This window comes from Prosthecobacter sp., assembly GCF_034366625.1.
GTDB lineage: Bacteria > Verrucomicrobiota > Verrucomicrobiia > Verrucomicrobiales > Verrucomicrobiaceae > Prosthecobacter.
Map to the genome: position 1 here is coordinate 1,008,355 of NZ_JAXMIH010000006.1, position 22,548 is coordinate 1,030,902.

Here is a 22,548-nt window from a genome sequence, read left to right on the forward strand (position 1 = left end):
TTTTTCCTGACACATGAAACGCATTTGGAAGCATCCCGAGGAGCCGCAGAACGCCAAGCGCTACGTGCGCAGTGTCGCCGAACTGGATCGTCGTGAAGATTTCCTCAAAAACCTGGGTCGCGAGTTTCCCGCTGGCGACACTCTGACCGAAGAAGAACGCGAAAACGGTCGCCGTGAGTTTTTGAAAATCATGGGTGCCAGCGTGGGCATGATGGGTCTGGCAAGCTGCCGCCGTCCGCTGACCACAATCCTGCCGTACACCCAGCATGTGGAGTGGATGATTCCGGGCAAGCCGCTCCTCTACGCCACCACGATGCCGCGCAGCGGTGGTGCCACGCCTCTGGTTGTCGCTACGCACGAAGGCCGTCCGACGCACGTCACGGGCAATCCGCTCCACCCACTCGGTGGTGGTGTGGACAGCTTCGCCCAAGCTTCCGTGCTCGATCTTTACGATCCTGAGCGCTCCCAGAAGCCTCTTGGTGCTGGCAAGGAACTCTCCTGGGCCAAGGCGAACGACTTGATTGCTGCTGCGATCGCGGACGCCAAAAAAACCTCCGGTGCCAGCTTGGGCATCGTCGCGGGTGCCACGACTTCGCCGACTTATGTGCGTCTGCTTGCTGAAGTGAAGGCCGCTTACCCACAGGTGAAGCTGTTTCAATACGAAGCCGTCGGTGGCGAAGGTTTGGCCGCAGCGAACAAGGAAATCCTTGGCGCGGGTGTGAAGCCCTTCGTGAAGCTCGGCTCTGCGATGCGCATCCTCTCGTTGGACTGCGATTTCCTCGGTGTTGACCCGGTTGCAGGCGAACCGATCGCCGCCTTCACGAAGCATCGTGCCAAGGACGCCAAAACGGCGGACATGAACCGCCTCTACGTTCTTGAAAATCGTTACACTCTTACTGGCGGCATGGCCGATCATCGCAAGCCGCTCGCGGCCAGCTTGATCCCGGTTGCTGCGGCATTGATCGCCTCGGAATTGGGAGACGCCTCCGCCAAAGCGCTCGCCGACACGGCTCCTGCCGGTCTTAAAGAATGGATCGCTCCGGCGGTTCGCGATTTGATCGACAACAAGGGCAGGGCTGTTGTTCTCGCGGGTTCCCGCTATGGTGCCGAAGTTCACGCGTTCGTCGCTTCGATCAACAATGCTCTCGGTGCCTACGGTTCGACGATCGAACTGCTCCAAGACAGCCCGGCTCCCGAAATGGGTGGCTTCGCCGAGCTTCAGGCCGCCGTTTCCGGCGGTCAGATCAAGACTCTCGTTTCCCTCACTCCTGCCAGCCTTTACTACGACGCACCGGACGCCGAGGCGTTCGCGAAGCTCATCACTGAAAAAGGCGTGAAGCTTGTTCACGTCGGCATGCTCAAGAACCACACGGCACGCCACGCGGCGCTGCACATCCCGTCGGCGCATTATCTGGAAACATGGGGCGATGCTCGTGCCGCTGATGGCACCTACTCCATCGTTCAGCCGATGATTGCTCCACTGTTTGATGGTGCGAGCAAGATTGAAGTTCTCCTCGCTCTGCTGGGCCGCAAAAAACTGGGTCCAGTCGAAGTTGCAGCCCCCGCCGCTGCTCCTGCGGCAGGTGCGGCTCCGGTCCCGGCGGCAGTTCCCGCCGCTCCGGTCGAAGACGCTGCTTACACGGCAGTTCGCGACACCTTTGCCGTAGTTTCCGGTGGTCTTGACGAAACGAAGTGGAATTTCACCCTGCGTGACGGCTTCCTCAAAGGCTCCGTCTTCGCCAAAGCCAGCGCTGCGCCGAATGTCGCCGCCGTTGCCGGAATCGTTGCCAAGGCTGCGCCTGCTGCGGCTCCGACCGATGATTCGCTCGAAGTGGTGCTCGTCGCTGACTCCAGCGTGTTTGATGGCCGTTACACCAACAACGCCTGGCTCCAGGAAGCTCCCGATCCCGTGACGAAACTCACTTGGGATAACGCGGCGTGGATCGGTTCCGTCACGTTCCGCCGTCTGGGCCTCAAGGAAGGCCAGAACGTCAAGATTTCCGTCGGTGGCGCTGAAATCGAAATCCCGGCCATTGAAGCGCCGGGCCATGTTTCCAATTCTATCACGCTGCCCCTTGGCTACGGTCAGAAGGGCGTCGGCACTGTCGGCAGCAAGCGTGGTGTGAACGCGTATGTGCTGCGCAAGCAGCCCGGCACGTTTGTCTTGGGCGGTGCGAAGATCGAAGTGCTTCCTACCGTCGCTGAACTCGCCATCACGCAGGATCAGAACACGATGGAAGGCCGCGCGGTGTATCGCGAAGGCACGCTCGACACTTTCAACAAGGACGCGGCGTTTGCGCAGAAGACCGGCATGGACGGGCACATCCCGGAAAACATTTCCTTCTACAAAGGCCAGGTCGGCGTGCGTTCTGAGGAGAACCCCGCCGGTTTCGACTACGAGACCAAGCATCAGTGGGGCATGACCATCGATCTCAGCAAGTGCATCGGTTGCACGGCGTGCATCGTTGCCTGCCAGAGCGAAAACAACATTCCAGTCGTTGGCAAAGACCAGGTTCGCAAAGGCCGCGTGATGCAGTGGATCCGCATGGACCGCTATTTCGCCGTGCCGAAGTGGGGCAAGAACGAAGTCGCCCAGGAAAGCACGTATGCCGTTGATGATCCGACGCCTGAGCAGCTCGAGAACGCTGAGATGGTGCACCAGCCTCTCGCCTGTCAGCAGTGTGAATCCGCGCCGTGCGAAACCGTTTGTCCGGTGAACGCCACCGTTCACACCGACGACGGTCTCAACGCGATGGCCTACAATCGCTGCATCGGCACGCGCTACTGCGCGAACAACTGCCCCTACACCGCCCGTCGCTTCAACTGGTTCGACTATAACAAGCGCAACCCGCTGATCGATACAACCGTGCTCGGCATGAAAGTCGGCAATCTTTACGCCGGACCTCTGGGCGAGAAGAAGGAAGACGAAAGCCTCCGCCTCCAGCGCAACCCGAACGTCACCGTCCGGATGCGTGGTGTCATCGAGAAGTGTACGTATTGCGTGCAGCGCATCGAGACCGCCAAGATCCTGCAGAAGCAGGTGCAGCGCGATTCGAAGAACTTCCGCGTGCCCACCGACAGTGTCAAAACCGCCTGCCAGCAGTCCTGCCCGGCCGACGCCATCGTCTTTGGTGACCTGGCCGATCCGAAATCCGCCGTCGTCAAATCGAAGGCATCGCCGCGTGATTACCAGTTGCTCAAATACATCGGCACACGCCCGCGCACGAGCTACCTCGCCCGGCTGCGCAATCCGAACAAGAACATGCCCGGCGCGGAAAACATCGCCGTGTGGAGCAACAATCAATTCTAAACCGGACACATGGACGCCTCAGCCTCAAACACACCGCGAATTCTGGACCGCGAACCGCTGGTTCTGAACCAACGTTCCTATTCGTGGATCACGAACCGCATTTGCGGCATCGTGGAAAACAAACAGCCCGCCCTCTGGTGGCTGCTGTTCATTCCGAGCGTGATCCTCACCGGCATCATGGTGTTCTGCTTCACCTACCTCATTTCCACCGGCGTCGGTGTCTGGGGGCAGAAGCAGCCGGTCGCCTGGGCCTGGGACATCACGAACTTCGTGTTCTGGATCGGTATCGGCCACGCCGGCACGCTCATTTCCGCCATTCTCTTCCTCACCCGTCAGAAGTGGCGTACGTCCGTCAATCGCGCTGCTGAAGCCATGACGATCTTCGCCGTGATGTGCGCGGGCTTGTTCCCGGCCTTCCACGTCGGTCGTGTGTGGATGGTGTGGTTCCTCGCACCGATCCCGAACGCCAATGCCATCTGGCAGAACTTCAAATCGCCGTTGCTGTGGGACGTGTTTGCCGTTTCGACGTATTTCTCGGTCTCGCTGGTGTTCTGGTTCCTCGGTCTTGTGCCTGACCTTGCCACGCTGCGTGACCGTTGCCGTCCCGGCTTGAAAAAATTCCTCTACGGCCTGTTCGCCCTCGGCTGGCGCGGTGGCAACCGCCATTGGAGCCACTATGAGACGGGTTACATGCTGTTGGCCGCTCTTTCGACGCCGCTGGTGCTTTCCGTGCATTCCGTCGTGTCCTTCGACTTCGCCACCTCCATCGTTCCCGGCTGGCATACCACGATCTTCCCGCCCTACTTCGTTGCTGGCGCCATCTTCGGTGGCTTCGCGATGGTGCTCACGCTGATGATCCCCTGCCGCCGTATCTACGGTTTGGACGACCTCATCACGCCGAAGCACATCGACAACATGGCCAAGATCATCCTGCTCACGGGCACGATTGTCGGTTACGCCTACTGCATGGAGTTGTTCATGGCCTACTACAGCGCCAATCCGTATGAAGGCGCTGCCTTCACGCTGCGTGGCCTCACCGGTCCATCCACCTGGGCCTACTATTGGATGTTTAGCTGCAACGTCTTCGCACCGCAGCTCTTCTGGTTCCGCTGGTGCCGCCACAACGTGTGGATCGTCATGCTCGTCTGCATGTTTGTGAACGCCGGCATGTGGTTCGAGCGCTACGTCATCATCGCCACCACGCTGGAGCGTCACATGATCCCCGGCTCTTGGGGTGTTTATGAGGCCACCTGGGTCGATAAGTACACCTTCCTCGGCACCTTCGGCTTCTTCATGATGCTGTTCCTGCTGTTCCTGCGCTTCCTGCCCGTCATCGCCATCGGTGAAGTGAAGGGCGTCCTGCCGCAGTCGAACCCGCACCGTGACGATCATGCCGAGCCCGGCATTCAGGAGGAAGACCTCATGGACTACTCCGACCGTCACGTCCCCAAACCCGTTGCCGCCTAACCTTTCAACTGCACTTCGACTGTGAGCACCACCCTCAAACGAGTCCACGGATACCTCGCTGAATTTGACAGCGTGAAGGAGCTGTACCATGCCGCCGAGCATGTGCGTGACGCTGGCTATCAGCGCTGGGATGTGCATTCGCCCTTCCCGATCCACGGCATGGACCACGCCATGGGTGTGTCCCGTTCCAAGCTGCCCATTCTTGTCTTCTGCGGCGGCATCACCGGCACGATCGTCGCCTTCACCCTGCAAACCATCACTCAGACCAACTTCTGGAGCAGCATCGGACTCGGCTTCCTCGAAAAAATCGTCGAAACCTATCCAACGGTCGTTCAAGGCAAGCCCACGGACATCTGGACGCTGCCAGCATTCTTCCCTGTGATGTTCGAGCTGACGATTCTGTTCAGCGCCTTCACCACTCTGTTTGGACTGCTCGCCTTGATCGGCCTGCCGCGCTGGAACCATCCGCTGTTCGCCTCCAAGCGCTTCCCGAAATTCTCCGACGACGGTTTCTTTGTCTGCATCGAAGCCCGCGACCCGAAATTCTCCCAGGAAGGCACCAAGTCCCTTCTCGAAAAAGCCGGCGGCAAAAACATCGAACTCGTGGAGGACGAAGTCTAAGCCTCGCGCACCGCACGAACCATGAAGTACTACTTCCTCAGCTTTCTCTTTGTCGGCGCGATCCTTGTGAGCGCGTTCGGATTCCGTGGCAGCAAGTCCGAATTGCCGCCGCTCGAAGTGTTCCCGGACATGGATCATCAGGCCAAGATCAAATACCAGGCCGTGAGCGAATTTTTCGCCGATGGCCGCGGTGCGCGCATGCCCGTCAAAGGCACGGTGCCGATGGGTTTCGAGATCCCCGCCAAGCCGGCTGCCAACGGAGCCAAGCCCGCCCGCGTGGCGTTTAGCAACGGCAGCAGCTACTACGACACTGGCAAGATGGGCGATTTCTACGGCGACGGCCTGCCGACTGAGATCACCGGTGACAGCACTGTCTTTAACGACGCCTTCATCAAGCGTGGTGAGCAACGTTACGCCATCCATTGCGCGATCTGCCACGGTGCTTCCGGCAACGGCAAGGGCGTGACCTCCAAATACGGCATTCTGACCGCTTTCAACTTTCAGCAGCCTGGCAACACCAACCCTGCCAATGCCGCCGCCTATCGCGCGGATGGTGCCATCTATGATGCCATCACCAACGGCAAAGGTTTGATGGGTGGTTACGGCGGCAACATCACCGTGCGCGACCGCTGGGCCATCGTGGCCTACATCCGCTCCCTGCAACTCGCCGCCAAAGAGTCCGGCGTCACCCTTCCCCTCCAGTAACGGCACGATCACGCGAATCCCGGCATGAGTCACCACGTCACCTTCAACGATCTGCCCCAGGGCGGAGAAAAATTCGAACCGGCCAAGGGCGGCAAGCTCATCGGCTCGCTGGGCCTCGTCGGCCTGCTCGGCCTCATCGCCTCCGGCTATTTCTTCTTCGCCAGAACGGACACCTTTGCCTACTCCTGGCTGTTCGCCGTTTTCTTCACCTTCACCTTCGTGGTTGGCGGCTGCTTCTGGATTCTGCTCCACAGCGCGTCAAACTCGAGCTGGGGCGTCGCCGTGCGCCGTATCTGGGAAAATCTGGCCAACATGATCCTCGCCATGGGCATTATGGCCACACCGCTGCTCATTCCGGCGGTGCAGAAGCCGCTCTATGAGTGGATGAATCATCATCGTGCCGCCGCTGAACACGCGCATCACGATCACAGCACCGTCAAAGAAGCTCTTCACCACATGACCGTGGGTGACGAAGCCAAAAAAATCGAGGCCAACCCACATCTGCACATCTTGGTCGAGAAGTTCGGCTACCTGAACATCAGCAACCACTTCCTGCCGCCGTTTAGCTGGCAGGTGCGCTTCGTGCTCTACTTCCTCATCCTCTGGCACATCGCCCGCACACTGCGCGGCAAGTCGCTCAAGCAGGAGCAGGATGGCGACATCAAGCACACCATCGCCGCACGCGCTTTCTCCTGCCGCTGGCTGCTCTTCTACGCGTTGACCGTGACCTTCGCGTCGGTCGATTGGCTCATGTCGCTCGACTACAACTGGTTCTCCACGATGTGGGGCGTGTACATCTTCGCTGGCTGTGCTTGGGCCTCGATGGCGCTCTCCATTCTCGTTCTCACCTGGCTGCGCGGCCTTGGTTACCTGAACAAGGTCGTCACCGACGAGCATTACCATCTGATGGGCAAGCTGCTCTTCGCCTTCACGGTGTTCTGGGGCTACATCGCCTTCAGCCAGTATTTCCTCATCTGGTACGCCAACATCACGGAAGAAACCCGCTTCTACCTCACGCGTAACACCGAAGCCTGGCGCGGTGTGTCGATCTTCATCGTCGTCGGCCACTTCGTCGGCCCGTTCCTGCTGCTGCTGTCCCAGCCGCGCAAGAAAAACCCCGTCGTCGTCAGTCTCGTCTGTATCTGGATTCTGTTCATGCACCTGGTGGACATCTATTGGAACGTCATCCCTGAACGCGGCCCGTCCTTGGGCCTTGGCTACTGGGTTCCGGGTGCCTGGGTGCAGGATCTGGCCGCCTTGTGCGCCGTGTTCGGCACCATGGGCTTCCTTTACCTGCGCGGCCTTGCCAAATACAGCCTGTATCCTTGGCGTGATCCGCGCCTCATCGAGTCCGTGAACGTCGTCAACTGATCCCCCCGCTTTTCCATGTCGCAGTCCGATCAACCTCAAAAAGCCGGAGCCACCTTCCTGTGGGTGCTTGGAGCCTTCGCAGGCTTCGCCGTGCTGTTCACCATCATCCAGGCCGTGAATGATTCGAAGCAGGGTTTCGACCCGCGCGAGTCGGAACGCACGGCCTACACCGCTGAAATCCTCAAGGCGCAGAGCGATAACCTCGCCAAGCTGGGTTTGACCGACGCCGCGAAGAAGAAGTCCGTGTTTGAAAAGACGCTCGCTGATCTCGGCGCGAAAAAGCCTGCGGTGAGCACCCAGGTCGTCCCCGGCTCACCTACTCAGCTCAAACAAGCCGCCGCCGCGATGCCTGCCGCCGCCGTTCCGGCCCCAGTTTCCCCCGCACCTGCTGCTGGAACACCACCCACTGCTCCCGCCGCACCTGTACCGGTTCCGGCCGCCGCGCCCGCGCCCATTACACCCGCTTCCCCTGCTCCTGCGGTTCCCGCAGTTCCTGCACCGGCTCCTGCCGCACCCGCTCCGCCCAAGTAAGTCATGCAGACCATTCCCTCCACTCCTGACACGGACCTTCAGGCCGACAATCTTCGCCGTGCGGCGATCGACAAGTCGGTGCGAGGCCCTGTGCTGTTCCTGTTCACCAACGGAGCCTTCTGGCTCATGCTCTCCACGCTGCTCGGCGTTCTCGCCGCGATCAAGCTGGTGGAGCCCGAGTTCCTTGGCGACTGCCAATACATCACCTACGGCCGTCTTCAGCCTGCGCACATCAACGCGCTTGTCTATGGTTGGGGCGTGCAGGCCGCGCTCGGTGTCATGCTTTGGATCATGGCCCGTCGCTCCGGCCAGGAATTGAAGAGCGGCAAGAGCGTTCTCATCACCGCAGGCGTCTTTTGGAACATCACCATCACCGTGGGCATCCTTGCCGTCCTGATGGGCAAGAGCACCTCGATCGAGTGGCTCGAAATGCCGAAATTTGTCTGGCCGGTGCTGCTGATCTGCTTCCTCTGCTTCGCCTGGCCAATTGCCCGCATGTTTGGCCGCGCCATCCGTCCTGAAGGCTTCATGGTCAGCACTTGGTACATCCTGGGTGCCTGCTTCTGGTTCCCCTGGATTTTCATCACCGCCAACGTCGCGCTGCATTGCCTGCCAGGCCTCGGTGCTCTCGGTGCTGGCATTGACGCTTGGTACATCCACGGTGTGATCCTGCTGTTCTTCGTTCCCGTGGGCATTGGTGCCGCTTATTACTTCATCCCGAAGATCACCGGCCAGCCCATCGCCAGCGCGCAGCTCGCTTCCGCAGGTTTCTGGACCCTCGCCATCCTCGGCGGCTGGACTGGCATGCAGAAATACATGGGTGGTCCCCTTCCCGCCTGGATGTCTGCCATTGGCGCTGCCACCGGCGTGCTTCTGCTCATTCCGGTCGGTCTTGTGGGTCTCAATCATCACCTCACCACGCTCGGCAAGCACAGCGCTGTCGCTGCCAGTCCGACGCTGCGTTTCGTTTTCTTCGGGGCGCTGTTCTATCCCGTCTCGGGTCTGATTCTGGCGCTGAATTCCGCCTTCTGGACTGGTGCCGGGCTGCAGTTCACCCAATCGTGGTATTCGTTCCAGGTGGTCAGCGTGTATGGCTTCTTCAGCATGTGTGTGTTCGGAGCGATCTACTACATCGTCCCGCGTCTCTCCGGCTGTGAATGGCTCAGCGTGCGCCTGATCCGCAATCACTTCTGGTTCTCCGTCTATGGAGTCAGCACCATCGTCATCATGAGCCTCGTCGCCGGCTGGCAGCAGGGCGCGGACCTGAACAATCCGGAGCACTGGGACCAGACCTTCATGAATCACGTCGTTAACTCCCGCGCCTACGTCGTCTCGCGCGCGGTGGCTTGGGCGCTCATCAGTTTCTCGAACTTCATGTTCCTTATTCACCTCCTGCTCATGGTCGCAGGTCTGGGCCGCCGCAGTTCGGCACCCACGCTGCTGCATCACGAGCATGACGATCACGCTCTTCCCGCCCACGCATGATGAACTTTCGCACCTTCATACTCGGCCTCGTTGCTTCCTTCGGTCTACCTTGGCTGTGCCTCATCGTCATTCCGGCGATGAAGTACCAGCAGCTCACGCCCGTCGCCTATGACAAGGAGAAAGATGGCGTCGAAGGATTCTATCCCCCCGCTCCCATCAATGGGCAGGGCCAGCTCATTTACATTCGTGAAGGTTGCAATCAGTGCCACACACAGATGATTCGCCCTGCCCAGCTCGGCCTTGATGGCTGGTACAAAGGCTGGGGCCAGGACCAGGAAGCCCGCCCAACCACTCCTGCCCGCCCGAACGAACTGCGTGACTACCTTGGCGAAAAATATGCGCTGCTCGGCATTCAACGTGTCGGCCCTGATCTCGCCAACTTCGGCTGGCGTGCCCCAGAAGCCGCGAAGCTCCACGTTCATCTGTTCGCTCCGCGTTCCGTGCATGACTGGAGCACGATGCCAGCCTACACCAAGCTCTACAAAGTGCAGAAGATCCAGGGTCCGTCTTCGGATCGCGCGTTGAAGCTGCCGAAGAAGTTCGCCGTGCCCGCAGGCTATGAAGTCGTTCCAACCGAGGAAGCCGACCGTCTCGTCGAATATCTTCTCTCATTGAAAAAGGACTATCCCGTCCCCGGACAGGCCGCAGCCGTCGCCGCTGCTGCCGCTCCCGCTAAAAAATAGCCCCTCTCGCGACCCGCACGCCCCATGAGCGCCCCCGCCCATCCTGACAGCACCGATCTCGATCGCCTCCACGCCGCCGTGAAGCGCGAGAAGGAAGATCTCGCTCCCGAAAGCAAGCCCGCACCGCTGTGGGCCATGTTTTTGCTCATGCTCATCGCCATCATTGCCGGTGGCCAGCTTGGACCTATGACGGGCGGCTGGAGCTTCGACGTCAGCAATCCTTTCGCCATCGCCGGTGGCGGTGATCCGCGTCCCGGTGGAGCCGGAGCCGGAGCCGCCATGGACCCCTTCCAAATGGCCATGAAAAAAGGTGCCAGCGGCTATTCTGTCTGTGGTGGCTGCCATCAGGGCAACGGCGGCGGCCTTCCCGGCCAGTTCCCGCCCCTCGCTGGTTCAGATTACGTCACTGGCGGCACCGAGCGTCTGATCCGCATCGTGCAGCACGGTCTCACGGGTCCGATCACCGTCAAAGGCCAAGGCTTCAACACTCCTGGCGGCATGCAGCCCTTCGGCGGCGCCATGTCCTCTCAAGATCTCGCCAACGTGCTGACATTCGTGCGCAACTCCTGGGGCAATGAAGCCAGCATGATCACCAAGGAAATGGTGCAGAAGGTGCGCGATGAGGAAAAGCGCGCCACGCAGTGGACCGATGCTGACCTGAAGCCGTTCGCTGACAAAAACGTTCCCGGTGAAATTCCCGCCGGTCCTGGAGCCACCGCGGCACCAGCAGCGGCTGCTGCCGCGCCTGCAGCCAAGTAATTTCAACGACAATGACCCGTGTGAAGCAAACCGTCTCCCGCCAGGCACCTTGGGCTGCCTTCGGAGCCGTCATGCTGATCGCGAACGTGAGCTGCGGCAAGATGCCCGAGGCCGCGAACGAGGTGAAACTCACACCTGCGGCCGAAATCGCCGAAACGCCCAGCATCACCGGCAAAGTGATGCTCCAAGGCGCAGACGCTGCAAAATTGCGTAAGCTCGTCGATGTCGGCGGCAATCCTTTCTGCACCGGTCACGGCGACATCATTGACCCGACCTGGCGCGTCGCCGCCGATGGTGCGCTTGCGGATGCGGTAATCACGGTGCGTGGCAGCCAGCGTGCCAGCAATCTGCCTTTGGTCGCTCCGCTCATTGATCAGACGAAGTGCGAGTTCCTGCCGCATACGGTTGCGATCCAGCCCGGCCAAAACGTTCGCTTTCACAACAGTGATCTTACCTTCCACAACATCCGCATCGCCCGTCAGGAAGCTGGAACGCATGGCAAAGGCGAGAACATCGACAACATCGGCCAGCCCTCACGCGGCGATGAAAACGTGAAGGCTTTCCAGGTTCCCGGCATCTACCGCCTCGAATGCGATGTGCATCGCTGGATGAGCGCCTGGGTGTTTGTCCACGAAGGTGTCCACAATGCGGTATCCGCCACTGATGGTTGTTTTACCATCACGCGAGCGCTCATGGACGGCGAATACGTCGTCGAGGCCTGGCACCCGCAGTTTCCGCAAAAACTTTCGCAAACCGTCACCATCCGTGGCGGCAAAGCCACCGCCGATTTCACCTTCGATTTCGCGAAAGCCTTTCAACTTTGACCTTTTGACCCCCAGCCTATGAGCGCCGCCGCCACCTCTCACGATCACGCCCACGATCACTCGCATGATGACCATGCGCACGGGCACCATGAACAGAGCTTCGTGTGGAAGTACATTTTCTCCAGCGATCACAAGACCATCGGCATCCAGTATGGCCTCTCCGGCTTGATCTTCCTGCTGTTCGGCTTCTTCCTCATGCTGCTCATGCGCTGGAGCATCGCTTATCCGGGCGTCCCGGTGCCGGCGATCGAGTTGATTCGTGATATCCCCCTCATTAAGGACCTCTTCGAGGCCATGTTCGGCCGCTGGCTGAACGCAGACGGCTCGCTCAACGGCGAGATCTACAACATGCTCGGCGCCATGCACGGCACGATCATGGTGTTCTTCGGCATCGTGCCGCTGGGCTTCGCCGCTTTCGGCAATTTTGTCATGCCGCTGCAAATCGGCACCATCGACATGGCGTTCCCCCGCCTGAACATGCTCAGCTACTGGTTCTTCTTCATCAGTTGTGTGTTGATGATGTACAGCTTCTTTGTCGGCACCGGTCCGGTGCAGACTGGCTGGACGATGTATTCGCCGCTGGCATCGACGACGGCCCTCGGCGTGACGAGCGTCTGGTCGCATGGCCACACCTGGTGGCTCACGGCGATGGTGTTCAACATCTCCGCGTCACTTCTCGGCTCCGTCAACTTCATCGCCACCCTCATCAACCTGCGCACCAAAGGCATGGCCTGGATGAAGATGCCCTTCTTCTGCTGGGCGATGTTTGTGATCGGTTTCCTGCTCCTGCTGGCCTTCCCGCCGCTTGAAGTGGCCGCCATCCTGCAGCTCTCCGACCGCGTGTTCGGCTCCTCCTTCTATTTGCCGACCGGTTTGATGGAAGGCGGCAAGCACCTCGACATTTCCGGCGGCGGTAATCCCCTGCTCTACCAGCATCTGTTCTGGTTCCTCGCCCATCCTGAGGTTTACGTGCTCATCCTGCCTGCGTTCGCCATTCTCACAGAAGTCATTCCCTGCAATGCCCGCCGTCCGCTGTGGGGCTACAAGTCGATGGTGTACTCCGTGCTGACGCTCGGTTTCCTCAGTTTCCTCGTCTGGGCGCACCACATGTATCTCACCGGCATGGGCACGATGATGTCCACCTACTTCCAGATCACCACGGTGCTCATCTCAGTGCCGTCCGTGGTTCTCCTGACCTGCCTCATGATCTCGCTGTGGGGTGGCTCCATCCGCTTCAACACGCAGATGCTCTTCGCATGTGCTTTCCTGCCCATGTTCGGCATCGGCGGTCTCACCGGTCTGCCGCTGGCCTTCTCGTTCATCGATCTCGCACTGCACGACACCTACTACGTGATCGGCCATTTCCACTACGTTGTCGCCCCCGGCACCATCTTCGCCCTGTTTGCTGGCATCTATCACTGGTTCCCGAAGATCACCGGTCGTTTCATGAGTGACCGGCTCGGCAAATGGCACTTCTGGCCGTCGCTCATCGGCATGAACCTCGTGTTTATGCCCATGATGATCCAGGGCATGGCCGGCTTCCACCGCCGCTGGTATGACGGCGGCAAATACTTCGAAAACACCGCCGGTTTCTCCCACTGGACCACGACTCTGACGCACAAGATCGGCGCCGTCTTCGGCCTCGATATTCCGGACAATATGCTTTCCCTCAACATCGTCATGTCCGTCGGCGCTTTCATTCTCGCCCTCGGCCAGGTGCCCTTCATCTTCAACTTCTGGTTCAGCATCAAAGGCGGCAAAAAAGTTGAAAGCGACAATCCCTGGGATGCCACCACGCTGGACTGGGCCACACCCACGCCGCCGCCGCATGGCAACTTCCTGTTTGATCCGGTCGCTCATCGCGGACCGTACGAGTACAGCCTCCCCGGCCACGTCACCGACTTCTATCCGCAGTGGGAATCTGAACCCGGCAAACCCGAAACCAAACCTGCCGCCGACAAGGTGCTGGCGCATCACTAACCGCGAACTGAGAACCGCGAACCGCGACTACTTCAATGGAAATCCCGTACACAGTCCACGCCCGCCCGGACACCGGCCTCTTCAACGCCAAGATCGGCATCTGGCTCTTCCTCGCCTCGGAAGTCATGCTCTTCGGCGGTTTGTTCTCCGCTTACATCTTCCTCCGCCTCGGTGCGGACTATCCTTGGCCGGTGCATGACCTCGACGTCACCCTCGGCTTCTGGAACACCATCGTTCTGATCGCCTCCTCCGTCACAGTGGTCATGGCTTGGGCCTGCTTGAAGTTGCGCAAGTTCGGCTGGTATCGCATCAACATGGCCATCACGGTGATTTGCGCCGGTGTCTTCATGTTCAACAAGAGCCTCGAATATAGCGCGAAGTTCAAGCACTACGCCGTGAAGCTCACCGACGGCACCATCCTCACCGGCCACATGCCGGAGGATGAGCATGGCCACACTATTCCCTACACCGTGAAGTTCGGCGACGTGACCGAACTTTCCCTCGGCATTCCGGTGAGGCAAAGCGCTGTCACGGCTGATCCGGTGGATCATGTGCTGCCATACGTCGAAGGCGAGGCACCCAAGTTTAAAACTGAGGACGGCAAGGAAATCACCCTCGACAAGGCCGCGTTCGCCGAACTCCGCGCCGCAGCGATTGCCAAGGCCAAAGCTGACAAGAAAGACACCGCCACGGTGAAGCTCACCGCCACGGCTCCGTTCAAAGTCGCCGCCAGACCCTCGGAAATCTTCGGCTACACCGCCACCACCATCACTTTCCGTGACGGCACCACAGCCACCGGCAAGCTCATCGACGACAAGATGACCCTCGAAGTCGATGGCATCGACACACGCGGAGTCGCGCAGCCTGAGAAGTCACTGGCCTTCGATCACCGCTATCTCGCCAACTGGCAGAAGGCTTTCGTCGCCAACCGTGACCATCACGTCTCCGAGTTCGAGCACAAGTACCCCACGCGTGACAAGGCCAGATCCGCCACGCTTCAGAAAGAGTCGCTGTACTTCAAGCTCCACTCCGCCACTCCGCCTGCCGAAGGTGCGGCTCATGGTGACAAGCATGGTGCTGAAGCCCACGCTCCTGCCGGATCTCACGGCCACGGCGAGGCGCATCACCCCACGGTCATCATCGAGAAGAAAGACATCACCTTCTTCTCCAACTTCACGCCCAAGCTCAACACCTACTACGCCATCTACTTCACGCTCACTGGTCTGCATGGCGCACACGTCGTCGCCGGGGCGCTGGTGCTGTTGTACTTCCTCGTGTTCGACAACAAGCGTCTGAAGAAAGACCCCGAGCATCTGGCCAACCGCGTCGAAGTCGGCGGCCTGTTCTGGCACTTCGTCGATCTGGTCTGGATCTTCCTCTTCCCGCTGCTGTATCTCCTCTAATCACCTCCATTTTCACCGTCATGGCTGACAACCTCGAAGAAATCCAGAAATCGGTCAAAAAATACCTCATCATCGGGGCCACGCTGATCGTCTTCACCGGCATCACTGTGTGGCTCTCTTATGTTGAGCTGCCCACACACAGTCTGAACATCCTGGTCGGTATGATCGTGGCCACCTTCAAGGCCGCTCTCGTCGCGCTGATCTTCATGCATCTCAATCACGAGCGCAGCGTGATCTACAAGATCCTGGCCTTCACTGTCGTCTTCGCCATCGTTCTCTTTACGCTCTTTATCCTGTCCCACGGCGATCCCCTCACCTTCGAAGGCTTCTACGATCGTAACGAAGAATAGAGCAAACCCGCCCGTCGCCATGTCCCTCAAGCACTTCCACGTCGTCTTCCTCGTCTTCGCCATTCTGTGCGATGCCGGGTTCTGGATGTGGATGCATTTCATGCCTGAGGATGCCGCTCGCGCCGGAGCCATCGCCCTCAAGCCTTACGCCGGATTGCTCTGCCTCGTCCTGCTGGCCTACGGCATGTGGTATCTCGTCAAAAAAATGCGCACCATCATCGTCTGAGCATGATTTCCGCGTTTCCATCGACATTTCTCGCCTGCGCCACCTGCATGGCTGACAAAGGCAGCCTCGTCGGTCAGGCGCAGGGTTTTGCCATTCTCTTCATGCTCGGCCTGCTCGCCTTCATGTTCATTTGCGCCGCCGGCATCGTCTTCTCCTTCGTCCGTCGTCAGCGCAAATTTACCAGCATGAACCCTGCCGCCTGAAACTTTTCATTTCACTCTCCCCGCTATGAACCTCTCTTGGATTAATGAATTTATCGGCCAAACTCCAAACGCCTCCGAACACGGCGGCCTCGTGGATCACATGCTTGGCTTCGTCCACTGGTTCATGCTGGTTCTTGGTCTTGGCTGGAGCATTTATCTCTGCATCGCCTTCTACCGCTTCCGTCAGAAGAAGACCGCCGCTGCCGATTATCATGGCTTCCGTGGCCATGCCACGACCCACATCGAGATTGGGGTTGTCATCGTTGAGGCCATCTTGCTCCTTGGCTTCGCCTTCCCGCTCTGGGCACGTCAGGCGGATGAATATCCCACCTCTCCCGACACCATTCGTTTGCGCGCACTCGGCGAGAAGTTCCTCTGGAACTTCCAGTATCCAGGCACCGACATGATGCTCAGCACCTGGGATCTGCGCAATGTCGATGGTGCCACCAACACGACCGGCAAAGACCTGCACGATCCGAACGGCAAGGATGACTTCGTCAATCCCGGCACCATGAAACTCCCGGTGGGCCGCCCCGTCATCGTCGATGTCGCCAGCAAGGACGTGATCCACAACCTCGCCCTCGTTCCGATGCGTGCCGCCCAGGATGCCACCCCTGGCGTGAAGAGCCACATGTGGTTCAAGCCGACCAAGGAAGGCACTTGGGACATCATCTGCGGCCAGCTTTGCGGCCCAGGCCACGCGCAGATGAAGGCCATTCTCGAAGTCATCCCCGCTGTTGAATACGACGCCTGGGCGAAAGAACAGTCCACCGCGGCCCAAAAGAAAACCGATGAAGCTGCCGCCGCGGCTCCAAAGACTGCCGCACAGTAAATTTCCATCCTCAAGGATGGCGGAACCGAAGGGCAAAATAATGATCTCATTATTTTGCCCTTCTGCTTTTGCCTCTCGTTCATGATCTGACCGACATGCCATCCCGCGCCTTTCATCGCTATTCACTCCTCACGCTCGCAGTCGGCGTGGTGTTGATCTGGTGGGGCGCTGCGGTGACCACGGAGGATGTCGGGCTCGCCGTGCCCGACTGGCCGCTGTGCTACGGCAAAATCAATCCTGAAGGCTGGTACAAAGTTCCCGCGCTGTTGCTCGAGCACGGCCATCGCTGGATCGCCATGACCATTGGCTGGCTGGTACTCGGGATGTATTACTGGCAGTTCTCCAAATTCAAACCCGGTCTCGTCGAGGGCGTGGGCATCGTGCTCTGCTCTCTCGGTTTTCTCGTGCTGATCTATATGGGATCGCTCGTTACCGCCGCGTTCATCGCGGTTCTTGGTTTTTCCTGGCTCACTTTGAAATGGTACAGCCAGCGCTGGCCTTTGCTGCGCGGATTGACCACGCTCGCTTTGCTATTGGTCGTGCTCCAAGCGTCGCTCGGTGGCCTGCGGGTGCTCAAGATGTCCGATCCGCTCGGCATCACCCATGGCACGCTTGGTCAGGTGTTCTACTGCCTGCTCGTTTTCATTGCCTTCGCCTCATCACGCACGTGGACCGAAGGCCATCTGGTGCTCAGGGCCAAAGAAGCTGCCCAGGCCCGTTTCTGGTCGCTCGTCTTGTTTCTCTGCATTTTCGGTCAGCTCATTCTGGGGGCCACCCTGCGCCATACCCAGCGTACGCATCTGGCTGCCAGCGACATCCTGACCACCAAGGGCCAATGGGTGCCGCCGCCGTCGCCGCCAGACGTGTTTCTGCTCTTCGCTCACAAATACTGGGGCTTCAGTGTCGCTATTCTCATCCTCTTCGTTGCCGTGCGCGCACGGCGCTGGCTCGCCACGTTGCCGCAACTGCGTCTTGTGGCCACGCTGCTGCTATTCATGCCCACGATTCAGGTCGCGCTCGGCATCTTCGTCATCCTGACCGGCAAAAGCTTCTGGGTCACGAACTTCCACGTCCTCAACGGCCTCGCTCTCCTCGCTCTCAGCAGCCTGCTCGTCGCCACCTTCTGGGGCGACAAGCTCTGTCGTCGTGAAGAAGTTGAGGCGTAAAAGGCGTCTGCTTCAGCGGCCGGCAATCTGCCGTGGTTGATCAAACTCCACCATCTTCTGCTTCCACACGGCGGCTTGTGCCACACTGCCGGTGACTTCGGTGAATTGTGCCAGACGTGCGAGTGCGTCACGAAGATGTTGCCGTGCGTCCTCGGGAAGAGTGCCAAGACGCGCATTCAATCCCTCATAGCCGGAGCGCAGCAGAATGCCTGCCTCGGCGAATTTTTTCTGGCCCAGCAGAGCGGCGCCCAGCAGGCTCTCGGCATCGAAGCGCAGCCAGTGATCAGGTCCGTGCTTGCTTCTCAGATCAAGACAATCGCGCAAGACCGCCTCGGCTTCGGCAAACTTGCCGGTCTGCAGCCAGAAGCTGCCCAGATGGGCGGCCGCGGCGGCAACTGCGTGAGGATCTTGGACGGTGCGCTTGCGCTGAATCTCCAGCACTTGCTGATGCAGCTTTTCGGCGTCTGGGAGCCTGCCTTGAAGCTGGCAGGTTTCGGCCAGCCCGCTCATCGTGTCGAGGGTCTCGGAGTGATCCATCCCAAGCGCGCGCTGCTGGATCTGCAGCATCTGGAGATACATCTTTTCCGCATCTGCGTGCTTGCCGTGGTCTCCATGCATGACCGCCACAGCACGCATTTGAGCGAGCACATCGGGATCTCCCAGCCCATAGGCCGTTTTCATCGTCTCGAGGGTTTGAAGCAGAAGCGCTTCAGCCTCGGCCTGCCTGCCATCAGCATCGTACGACGACGCCAGCATCTGCATGGAGTGGAGTGTTTGTGGATGGCTTGTGCCCAGCGTGCGTTGTCTCACCTCCAGCGTTTGCCGACGTAGAGTCACAGCGTCCGCATGTTTGGTGTGGCGGTCATAGACTTGGGCGACGTTGTCCATTTGCGCGAGAATTTCAGGATGCTCCGGTGGGAAGGCGGTTTTCAAAGTCTCCAAAACATGCAGATGGGTGCTTTCCGCCTCGGTCTGCTTTCCTTGGGCCTCATAGGCATCCGCCAGGCCTTTCATCGAGAGCAGCGTCTGCGGGTGCTGGGCTCCGAACACACGTTGTTTAGCATCCACACTCTGCTGGTGCAGTCTCACAGACTCGACATGCCGCCCGTGACGGCCGAGCATCAGTGCCACCCGGTCCACTTGGGCCAGTGTGTCCGGGTGTTCTAGCCCGAGCGTCTGCTTCATGATCTCCAGCGCCCCGAAATACAGCTTCTCCGCCTCGGAGGGCATCCCACCTGCCTCATAGGCTGCGGCGGTGATGTTCATGGTCACCAGCGTTTGTGGATCGCGATTGCCTCGCGCACGTTGCGTCGCCTCCAGTTGCTCGCCGCGCAGTTTCATTGCCTCGGCAAGCCTGCCTTGGGTGGTGTATGACGACGCCAGATGGCCGATGGTCGCGAGCGTTTCGAGATGATCCGGGCCGAGCAGGCGTTTCTGCACCTGCCAGAGGTTCAGAAACAACGATTCAGCCTCCAGGTGCTTCTCCTGCTCGTCACACACCGCCGCCAGCAGGGTGATCGTGACAAACGTGTCGGGATGATCCGGGCCGAGCGCCCGTTGCTGGGCGCTGAGGGTCTGGCGCAGCAGGACTTCCGCGTCCGCATGCCGTCCTTGTTCCTTCAACGCGGTCGCCAGATCCTTCATCGAGCGCAGCGTGTCACGATGCCCGCCGCCGAGCGCGAGCTTGCGTTTGTCCACGGCGCCTTGCAGTTGCTTTTGCGCGCTGGCAGGCTGCGACAGCGCCAGATAGGTCAGCCCGATCGTTTCCTGCGTCCGTGCGCCGGCCTCGGGGTTGTCCACGAGTGTGTCCATGCGTTCTGAGGCCTCATCCAGCATGTTCTTCAGCAGCGTGGTGTCATGCCCTTTCACCTTTTCCGGGGTCAGACCGGCGAACATCTCCTGCAAAAACCGAGCGGTCATGGAATGCGATTCCGCCTTCTTCTTGGAGGCAACCCGGACTTCTTCCTGCTTATTCTTCAACAACAGCCAGCCCGTGATCGCCATCACGCCCACCAGAGTTAGCACCAGCACGGCTGCCACGGCGAACAGGCCCCGGTGCTCGCTGATGAAGGTTCCCACACTTGAATCCTTTATGGCGGGCTGTTCCTCCATCATCTCTGCTTCCGTCAGGTAACGCTGGAAGTCATTCGCGAGGGCGCTGGCTGTCGCATAGCGACCCGCGGGCTTCTTTTCCAGCGTGGGCATCACGATCCAGTCAAAATGCTCCTCGACGAGCGCGGTGAATTTCGCTGCACCCACTTTGCGGTTGAGCGCAAGACCAATGAGCTGAGCCTTGGGCAGCGCACTCAGGCAGGCGGAGGGCTTCGGTGGCAGTGTTTCGCAAACGAGTCGTTTCACTTCATCCAGATGATCCGACGTCTCTTTGGGTGCGGCAAAGGGCAGACGGCCCGTGATCAGTTCGTAAAGCAGCATTCCTAGCGAGTAGATGTCACTGCGCGCCTCGATCGTGCCGACGCCCACATGCTCCGGGGACAAATAGGCGGCGGGTGTTCGCAGCCACCCGTCGGGAGTGGCGAGGGCGTGGTTCATCGCTTTCGCGATGCCAAAGTCCGTGATCTTCAGCACCGGCTGCCCATTCTCTCCCCAGTTGACCAGCAGATTGGTGGGTTTGAGATCGCCATGCACCACGCCTTTTTGATGCGCGTGATGGATGGCATCACACGCCTGCACAAACAGCCGGATGCGTACCAGCAGCGACAACTTTTGATCATCGCAGAACTGCGTGATGGGCACTCCGTGCAGGAGTTCCGTGACAAGATACGGGCAGCCGCCAGACGTCATGCCACAGGCGTGCGGCTTGGCGATGCTGGGATGGTCCAGCAGCGCCAGCGCGTGCTTCTGCGCCTCGTAGCGGATCAAAAAGTCATTGGCGGCCACAGGCACGATCTTGATCGCCACAAAATCCGCCACGCGTTGGTTTCGCTCCGCCATCCACATCACACTGCACACGCTTTCGTCGATGATCTGCAGCAACCGGTAGGGGCCTATCATGTCGCCAGGCTTCTCAGGGACGGCACTGCGAGAAGGAGACTTCGGCACCTTGATCCCCTTGGTTTTGCGCTGTTTGCCGCTGGTATCGGGCTGACTGCGCAGACGGTCCCAGACCTCATTCCACAACATGGTATCGTTCCCACAGGCTCCTGTGAGAAAGACATGGCGTTCAATGTGGTTGGCACGCTGCAGCGCTTCTTTGAAAAGCGGCTCTATGCGGGCGGGGTCATAACTCATAGAAGAAAAGAGCACATATTATAATTTCCACAATAATATGCCCTTCCGCTCCAAACGAAATTGAATCAGGCTTTAAACCACCCCCAATACCGCTTCACTTGATTATCTCGCCTACCAAAAGAACTGCGCCGGGATAAAACGCGGTAGCATCGAAGCGCTCCGGTTTGTCGATCTTGTTGCCGTTCTTCGCCAAGATCGCCGCCTTGTCGGGTTGATCGGGATGAATTTCGATTTTCACCGTGTGAACCTTCTCTTCGAGGTCATTGCCGATCACGAACGCACCGAGGCGGTGATAGGTGCAGTAAGCGTCAAAACGCGGCACGATCTTCGACGGCTGATCATCGAGCGTGATGATCAACTGGCCACAATCCGGCCCCACGATGTCGTAAATCGAGCATCGCACACCTTTGAAATTGAAGGTGATCGTCTCACCCGGTTGCGAACCCTTGTGCAGCGCTGTCATGCGGTTCGCCCAACGTTTGCCGAACTCATCCGTCTTCGGATCGAGCAGCGTGAAGCCCTTCGACAGCGTTGCTGCCGTGATCGGCAGCAGTTTGGCCTGTTCGTAATTCGTGGCGATGAATGATGCGCCAAGCGCATGCGCGGCTGGCGATTTCGTGGCCGCCTTGATCGGCTCCAACGAGCGCACAATCGCCTGAAGATACAGTTCGTGACCGGTTTCGACGTGCGGATGCACGCTGTCCGGAGCGAAGACGAATTGATCACCGAGCGCCTTCTTTTCCTCGTCCGTCTTGGGCAGCTTGGCCTTCCACACCAGCTTGCCGGCCTTCGCCAACTTCGCGACTTCCATCGCCATGTGAATCGTCGGGATGCCGTAGTGATCGGCAACTTTCTCCATCGCGCTCGCCGAGCGCTGGAATTTGCCCTCCAGCATCGCCGGAGCCAACGCTTCAGTCAGCGTATAGACAAAGCAGATGTCGCATTCCGGTAGTGCCTTCCACGTCTGCCGCACGATACCTTCCATGCAGCGGAAAATCTGCTCTGGCGATGCGCCGCCGTCATTCACGGCGAACTCAACGAACATGAGGTCAGGTTTGTGATCCAGCACGTCCTGCTTCAAACGAAACACGCCGAGGTCTGATCCCGTGCCGCCGATCGCCGCATTGATCTCGCTGAACTTCGTCTGCGGCCAGGTCTTTTGAAAATGTGCCAGCGTCTTCGGCCTCCAGCCATTCTGCGCCGTGATCGAACCGCCGAGGTAACCGATCTTGATCTCCGCGCCCGCCGTGTTCGCCTTCGCGAGAAAATTCGGCAGCCCGTTGCGTGGATGACATTCCTTTGCCTCGACGAGCGGAAACTCATCGGCGGCGCTGAGAATCGAACAAGAGCAGAGCAGGGCGGAAAGGAGGTATTTCATGGCGG

At 59.4% G+C, this 22,548-nt stretch carries 19 protein-coding genes; 17 read left to right on the top strand and 2 right to left on the bottom strand.

The window, feature by feature from the left end:
* Positions 1-13 precede the first annotated feature (13 nt).
* The 17 genes from U1A53_RS06905 (at position 14) to U1A53_RS06985 (ending at position 17,916) form a co-directional block, all read left to right on the top strand.
* The gene (locus tag U1A53_RS06905; RefSeq protein ID WP_322279856.1) at positions 14-3,310 is read left to right on the top strand and encodes a TAT-variant-translocated molybdopterin oxidoreductase; all 3,297 of its coding nucleotides are present in this window, start codon (positions 14-16) and stop codon (positions 3,308-3,310) included.
* Between the two features lie 9 nt (positions 3,311-3,319).
* A complete protein-coding gene (nrfD, locus tag U1A53_RS06910) occupies positions 3,320-4,777 on the top strand; it encodes an NrfD/PsrC family molybdoenzyme membrane anchor subunit (protein ID WP_322279857.1) in 1,458 nt (485 codons plus the stop codon).
* A gap of 21 nt (positions 4,778-4,798) precedes the next feature.
* A complete protein-coding gene (locus tag U1A53_RS06915; protein ID WP_322279858.1) occupies positions 4,799-5,398 on the top strand; it encodes a DUF3341 domain-containing protein in 600 nt (199 codons plus the stop codon).
* Between the two features lie 21 nt (positions 5,399-5,419).
* Complete coding sequence (locus tag U1A53_RS06920; protein ID WP_322279859.1) at positions 5,420-6,103, top strand: cytochrome c; 684 nt, start codon at positions 5,420-5,422, stop codon at positions 6,101-6,103.
* Positions 6,104-6,127: 24 nt separating this feature from the next.
* Positions 6,128-7,474, top strand: coding sequence for a hypothetical protein (locus U1A53_RS06925; protein ID WP_322279860.1), 1,347 nt, complete (start codon positions 6,128-6,130; stop codon positions 7,472-7,474).
* Positions 7,475-7,489: 15 nt separating this feature from the next.
* On the top strand, positions 7,490-8,005 hold the full coding sequence (locus U1A53_RS06930) for a hypothetical protein (RefSeq protein WP_322279861.1): 516 nt from the start codon (positions 7,490-7,492) through the stop codon (positions 8,003-8,005).
* 3 nt (positions 8,006-8,008) lie between these two features.
* Complete coding sequence (locus U1A53_RS06935; RefSeq protein ID WP_322279862.1) at positions 8,009-9,490, top strand: cbb3-type cytochrome c oxidase subunit I; 1,482 nt, start codon at positions 8,009-8,011, stop codon at positions 9,488-9,490.
* The gene (locus U1A53_RS06940) at positions 9,487-10,173 is read left to right on the top strand and encodes a cbb3-type cytochrome c oxidase subunit II (protein ID WP_322279863.1); all 687 of its coding nucleotides are present in this window, start codon (positions 9,487-9,489) and stop codon (positions 10,171-10,173) included. The genes U1A53_RS06935 and U1A53_RS06940 overlap by 4 nt, the downstream gene beginning before the upstream one ends.
* Before the next feature lie 24 nt (positions 10,174-10,197).
* Positions 10,198-10,932: a cytochrome c gene (locus U1A53_RS06945; protein ID WP_322279865.1), complete on the top strand. Its 735-nt coding sequence runs from the start codon at positions 10,198-10,200 to the stop codon at positions 10,930-10,932.
* Between the two features lie 11 nt (positions 10,933-10,943).
* A complete protein-coding gene (locus tag U1A53_RS06950; RefSeq protein ID WP_322279866.1) occupies positions 10,944-11,756 on the top strand; it encodes a plastocyanin/azurin family copper-binding protein in 813 nt (270 codons plus the stop codon).
* Positions 11,757-11,774: 18 nt separating this feature from the next.
* Positions 11,775-13,736, top strand: coding sequence for a cbb3-type cytochrome c oxidase subunit I (locus U1A53_RS06955; RefSeq protein ID WP_322279867.1), 1,962 nt, complete (start codon positions 11,775-11,777; stop codon positions 13,734-13,736).
* Between the two features lie 35 nt (positions 13,737-13,771).
* Positions 13,772-15,139, top strand: a complete 1,368-nt coding sequence (locus U1A53_RS06960) for a cytochrome c oxidase subunit 3 (protein WP_322279868.1) — start codon at positions 13,772-13,774, stop codon at positions 15,137-15,139.
* A gap of 20 nt (positions 15,140-15,159) precedes the next feature.
* A complete protein-coding gene (locus U1A53_RS06965; protein ID WP_322279869.1) occupies positions 15,160-15,489 on the top strand; it encodes a cytochrome C oxidase subunit IV family protein in 330 nt (109 codons plus the stop codon).
* 19 nt (positions 15,490-15,508) lie between these two features.
* Entirely contained in the window at positions 15,509-15,715 is a 207-nt protein-coding gene (locus tag U1A53_RS06970) for a hypothetical protein (protein ID WP_322279871.1), read from the top strand.
* A gap of 2 nt (positions 15,716-15,717) precedes the next feature.
* On the top strand, positions 15,718-15,918 hold the full coding sequence (locus tag U1A53_RS06975) for a hypothetical protein (protein WP_322279873.1): 201 nt from the start codon (positions 15,718-15,720) through the stop codon (positions 15,916-15,918).
* Positions 15,919-15,943: 25 nt separating this feature from the next.
* Complete coding sequence (locus U1A53_RS06980) at positions 15,944-16,750, top strand: cytochrome c oxidase subunit II (RefSeq protein ID WP_322279875.1); 807 nt, start codon at positions 15,944-15,946, stop codon at positions 16,748-16,750.
* A 95-nt stretch (positions 16,751-16,845) separates the two neighbouring features.
* Entirely contained in the window at positions 16,846-17,916 is a 1,071-nt protein-coding gene (locus U1A53_RS06985; RefSeq protein WP_322279876.1) for a COX15/CtaA family protein, read from the top strand.
* 12 nt (positions 17,917-17,928) lie between these two features.
* On the opposite strand, the gene U1A53_RS06990 is transcribed toward U1A53_RS06985, so the two are convergent.
* The gene (locus tag U1A53_RS06990) at positions 17,929-21,165 is read right to left on the bottom strand and encodes a tetratricopeptide repeat protein (protein WP_322279877.1); all 3,237 of its coding nucleotides are present in this window, start codon (positions 21,163-21,165) and stop codon (positions 17,929-17,931) included.
* A 94-nt stretch (positions 21,166-21,259) separates the two neighbouring features.
* Positions 21,260-22,543 (bottom strand): SGNH/GDSL hydrolase family protein, encoded by a 1,284-nt coding sequence (locus U1A53_RS06995; protein WP_322279878.1) that lies wholly within the window; start codon positions 22,541-22,543, stop codon positions 21,260-21,262.
* Positions 22,544-22,548: the final 5 nt, after the last annotated feature.

Excerpts from the sequence above, each read along its gene's own strand:
- U1A53_RS06905 (WP_322279856.1), top strand. The coding sequence starts at position 14 with ATGAAACGCATTTGGAAGCATCCCGAGGAGCCGCAGAACGCCAAGCGC.
- nrfD (WP_322279857.1), top strand. The coding sequence starts at position 3,320 with ATGGACGCCTCAGCCTCAAACACACCGCGAATTCTGGACCGCGAACCG.
- U1A53_RS06920 (WP_322279859.1), top strand. The coding sequence starts at position 5,420 with ATGAAGTACTACTTCCTCAGCTTTCTCTTTGTCGGCGCGATCCTTGTG.
- U1A53_RS06925 (WP_322279860.1), top strand. The coding sequence starts at position 6,128 with ATGAGTCACCACGTCACCTTCAACGATCTGCCCCAGGGCGGAGAAAAA.
- U1A53_RS06930 (WP_322279861.1), top strand. The coding sequence starts at position 7,490 with ATGTCGCAGTCCGATCAACCTCAAAAAGCCGGAGCCACCTTCCTGTGG.
- U1A53_RS06935 (WP_322279862.1), top strand. The coding sequence starts at position 8,009 with ATGCAGACCATTCCCTCCACTCCTGACACGGACCTTCAGGCCGACAAT.
- U1A53_RS06940 (WP_322279863.1), top strand. The coding sequence starts at position 9,487 with ATGATGAACTTTCGCACCTTCATACTCGGCCTCGTTGCTTCCTTCGGT.
- U1A53_RS06945 (WP_322279865.1), top strand. The coding sequence starts at position 10,198 with ATGAGCGCCCCCGCCCATCCTGACAGCACCGATCTCGATCGCCTCCAC.
- U1A53_RS06950 (WP_322279866.1), top strand. The coding sequence starts at position 10,944 with ATGACCCGTGTGAAGCAAACCGTCTCCCGCCAGGCACCTTGGGCTGCC.
- U1A53_RS06955 (WP_322279867.1), top strand. The coding sequence starts at position 11,775 with ATGAGCGCCGCCGCCACCTCTCACGATCACGCCCACGATCACTCGCAT.
- U1A53_RS06960 (WP_322279868.1), top strand. The coding sequence starts at position 13,772 with ATGGAAATCCCGTACACAGTCCACGCCCGCCCGGACACCGGCCTCTTC.
- U1A53_RS06965 (WP_322279869.1), top strand. The coding sequence starts at position 15,160 with ATGGCTGACAACCTCGAAGAAATCCAGAAATCGGTCAAAAAATACCTC.
- U1A53_RS06970 (WP_322279871.1), top strand. The coding sequence starts at position 15,509 with ATGTCCCTCAAGCACTTCCACGTCGTCTTCCTCGTCTTCGCCATTCTG.
- U1A53_RS06975 (WP_322279873.1), top strand. The coding sequence starts at position 15,718 with ATGATTTCCGCGTTTCCATCGACATTTCTCGCCTGCGCCACCTGCATG.
- U1A53_RS06980 (WP_322279875.1), top strand. The coding sequence starts at position 15,944 with ATGAACCTCTCTTGGATTAATGAATTTATCGGCCAAACTCCAAACGCC.
- U1A53_RS06985 (WP_322279876.1), top strand. The coding sequence starts at position 16,846 with ATGCCATCCCGCGCCTTTCATCGCTATTCACTCCTCACGCTCGCAGTC.
- U1A53_RS06990 (WP_322279877.1), bottom strand. The coding sequence starts at position 21,165 with ATGAGTTATGACCCCGCCCGCATAGAGCCGCTTTTCAAAGAAGCGCTG.
- U1A53_RS06995 (WP_322279878.1), bottom strand. The coding sequence starts at position 22,543 with ATGAAATACCTCCTTTCCGCCCTGCTCTGCTCTTGTTCGATTCTCAGC.